Origin of the sequence: Oceanispirochaeta sp., from assembly GCF_027859075.1 — a bacterium.
In the GTDB taxonomy this organism is placed as follows: Bacteria; Spirochaetota; Spirochaetia; order DSM-2461; family DSM-2461; genus Oceanispirochaeta.
On sequence record NZ_JAQIBL010000216.1, the window covers coordinates 1 to 3623 of the forward strand.

Below are 3623 nucleotides of genomic sequence, written 5' to 3' on the forward strand. Positions count from 1 at the left end.
CCTATAAAGGATATGAAATCAATAATCATCTTCGGCCCCTGGGCAATTCCGGGTAGGGAAGCCATGGTTCCTAAAGCTATAAGGATAATAGGAATTATAATGGGAGAAAAAGACATATAAGTTCCCGGCAGTTTTCCATATCTGGATTCAATCGTTTTCTCTTCGGTTTCCAGGTCATAAATGAGAGCCTCTTCGTTATCTATGTCTTCCTGAAGTTTTACTTTTTTACCGATATATCCGGCCCAGATAATACCTGCTGCCAGGGGGAATAGAGAAATCAAAAGTCCAAACAGGATGACCAGCCCCAGACTGTTTTCAAGTCCCAGATTCGCCGCGGCTGCGATAGGTCCCGGAGTGGGAGGTACAAGGGTATGAGACGCATAGAGGCCTGTTGCCAGAGCAATGCTCATCATCGTTGCCGATACATGGGCTTTTTTTGTAACTGATTTTCTTAAGGCTGATAAAATAATGTATCCCGAGTCACAAAATACAGGAATAGAAACAAACCATCCAATAATGCTCATGGCCAATTCCGGCCTTTTGGGACCGGTTGCTTTTAATATTGTATCCGCCATTTTTATGGCAGCCCCGGATTTTTCCAGAAATACCCCTATGATTGTTCCCAGAGCAATGACAATCCCAATGTAGGCTAGAATCCTGCCGAAACCAGCATTGATTGTGGGAATGATATCCATCATTTCAAACTGTCCTAAAAGAGACGCTCCCAGTCCAACATAGAGTGCTGAAAAAATCAAAGCAATAAAAGGGTGAATATTAAAAACAGAAGTAGCTATAACGATAAGTATAATTGATGAAGTAAATAGCAATATCATTAATAGATCCATATGATAATCCCCTGTTTTTATGAATTTCGATTTCCTCTTCAAGCAATCTGAGTTAGTAATGTTATCATAGTTTGATCAAATGACATAAAAAATGAAAAAATTACAAATAAAAAAAGGAGAGCGAAATATTTTGCTCTCCTTTTTTTATTGTGAATAATTATTCTTGTCTTACAAAAGGAACAAAGAAAGTATAAAGACCACAGTAATACTGACAATTCCCTGTATCAGGGTGGCTACAGTCATTGACTTATAGGCTGTTTTTACATCCATCCCTGTAAACTGTGCCACGACCCAGAAATAAGAGTCATTCGCATGGGAGACAGTCATGGCTCCGGCACCGATACTCATAACGGTCAGAACAGCTCCCATGGTGGATCCGAGTCCCAGTGATCCAAGGAGAGGAGCCATAAGAGCAGAAGTTGTAACAAGAGCTGTTGTGGATGAACCTTGAGCTGTTTTCAGCGCCGCGGCAATGAAAAATGGTACAAGGATTCCAACACTCCATCCGCTCATGGACTGACCAAGAAACTCAGCAATGGGTGTTGCCTTGATGATGGCACCGAAAGCTCCACCGGCACCGGTGATCAGGATGATGGGTCCGGCAATTTTGATGCCTTCACCAATCCATTTCATCAGAACTTCTTCATTCAGTTTGGGGGCCAGACCAAGAGCAAAAACAAGGCCCACAAGGAGTGCCATCATAGGTTTTCCAAAAAACTTAAAGAGATTGGCAATAAAACCAGTTCCCATCAGGTCTCCGGGAAAAGAGGCAATGGTTCCCATGGCAATCAATAAAATGGGAATAAGAATAGGGGCAAAGGCCATGAATGTGGAAGGCAGTTTGCCGTATGTCTTTTCAATCACTTCTTCTTCAAGTTCAAGACCATTTTTGAAATACTCTTCATTGTCCAGATCTTCCTGAATCGTGATTTTTCCGCCAATGTATTTAGCCCAGAGAAAACCGGCAAACATTGCGAAAATTGACACAAAAACACCAACAAGAATAACTAGTCCGAGACTGTCTTCCAGTCCAAGATTTCCGGCAGCAGCGATGGGGCCTGGAGTAGGAGGTACCAGTGTATGGGATGCATACAGACCTGTTGCCAGAGCGACACTCATCATCGTGGCGGACACTTTTGCTTTTCTGGTCACAGATTTACGTAAAGCCGAAAGAATGACATAACCTGAGTCACAGAAAACAGGGATAGAAACAAACCAGCCGATAATACTCATGGCAAGACCGGGACGTTTAGGACCCACCATCCTGAGGATTGTATCTGCCATTTTAACAGCAGCTCCTGATTTTTCAAGAAACACTCCGATAATGGTTCCCAGAACTATGACAATCCCTATATAAGCCAGTATCCCGCCAAAGCCGTTTCTTAAAGTAGTTTCTACCGCCATGACATCAAACTGACCCAGTGCAGATGCTCCCAGACCGACAAATAGAGCCGCAAAAAGCAGGGCAATAAAAGGGTGCAGTTTAAAGACGGATGTTGCTATAACCATTAGGACGACAGATACAACAAGTAATAAAATCATAATCAAACCCATATTGATAAAACCTCCAAAACGTTTTTTCTGTAGTACAGGTAGGTCTAAATTGATGCAAATAATCCGATAATCGATGATTATACAGGAAAAGTCTTCATATCTGTACTACAGGTTGATGTTATCATGAGTTTTTAAATAATGCAAAAAAAAATTATATTTTTTAAACAGCATAGTTTTGGTCATTTATGAAAACCCTTTGGCTCAGAGCTGTTTTTTAGATTATGGATGTGATTTTAGATTGGGAAGGGGGTTAGAGAGTGCTGGACAGCCAGGGGTTCCAGCGTTTTTTATCGGTAATTGTACCTGCCTCTTTCGGCTCAATGTAATTCGTTATTCTCAAATGTCTGACAGTATATAATGTGGCCAGTTCCAGATCATTTTCTTTGATACTCTTATAGATCCGTTTATGTTCGAGGACTATCTCTTCCAGACTGAGAATATAAAATTCATTTCTGGAAATATTCTGCAGCAGATCCCAAATCAGCAAGTTGATCGTATGAAGCAGTAGATTCCCTGAAAGATGGGAAATGGCTGTATGGAAATCTCTATCCAGGTAAAAAAAAGTTTCTTTGTTATGTTCTTCTTTCACCATGGATTTAATGGCCCTATCAAGGGGCTCATATTCATTGTCTGCATGTTTTTTCAGACAGAGTTCCAGACTTAATTTTTCAAGAGCACATCTTATTTCCAATACTTCCTTTAAATTGCCCGTGTTGAATTTTAAAGTGGGAAGAATGGCATTGAGCAGCTTATCCATGCTCTGCTCTGCAACATAGGAACCGCCGCCTTTTTTCCTGAAAACCAATCCTATGGCTGATAATTTTTCCAGGGCAGCACGAACCGGCCCGCGTGAGACACTGTACTTGTTGCACAGCTCTGATTCGGAGGGCAGTTTATCTCCCGGTTTGAGATCACCCTTAACAATCTTTCTCTCAAGATAATCGTAAATAACCGTACTTTTGGATTCCATCATAGATAGAATACATGGAATGAACTTAGATTTACAAGATCTATCAAAAGAGAGGCTTTAATCTTGGGGGATTGAGTTGACTAAACGAATATATATGAATAAAATTGAATACAGAGGTTCGTTATGGCTAAAACAATAACAATGCGTGTAGATGATGATACATATCAGCTTATAAAGACTGCAGCATTTGGAGATATAAGATCTCTTTCAAAATTCATAGAATATGGAACCCTTGCATTTCTTACTGAGGAGAG

At 40.7% G+C, this 3623-nt stretch carries 3 protein-coding genes; all 3 read right to left on the reverse strand.

Annotation, left to right across the window (positions count from 1 at the left end):
- Positions 1 to 845, reverse strand: an 845-nt coding sequence (locus PF479_RS12125) for a GntP family permease (protein WP_367277234.1), incomplete at its 3' end; no start/stop codon positions are given.
- Between the two features lie 168 nt (positions 846 to 1013).
- Positions 1014 to 2387: a GntP family permease gene (locus PF479_RS12130; RefSeq protein ID WP_298006874.1), complete on the reverse strand. Its 1374-nt coding sequence runs from the start codon at positions 2385 to 2387 to the stop codon at positions 1014 to 1016.
- A gap of 262 nt (positions 2388 to 2649) precedes the next feature.
- Positions 2650 to 3372: a GntR family transcriptional regulator gene (locus tag PF479_RS12135; RefSeq protein WP_298006877.1), complete on the reverse strand. Its 723-nt coding sequence runs from the start codon at positions 3370 to 3372 to the stop codon at positions 2650 to 2652.
- Between the last annotated feature and the right edge of the window lie 251 nt (positions 3373 to 3623).

Excerpts from the sequence above, each read along its gene's own strand:
- PF479_RS12130 (WP_298006874.1), bottom strand. The coding sequence starts at position 2,387 with ATGATTTTATTACTTGTTGTATCTGTCGTCCTAATGGTTATAGCAACA.
- PF479_RS12135 (WP_298006877.1), bottom strand. The coding sequence starts at position 3,372 with ATGATGGAATCCAAAAGTACGGTTATTTACGATTATCTTGAGAGAAAG.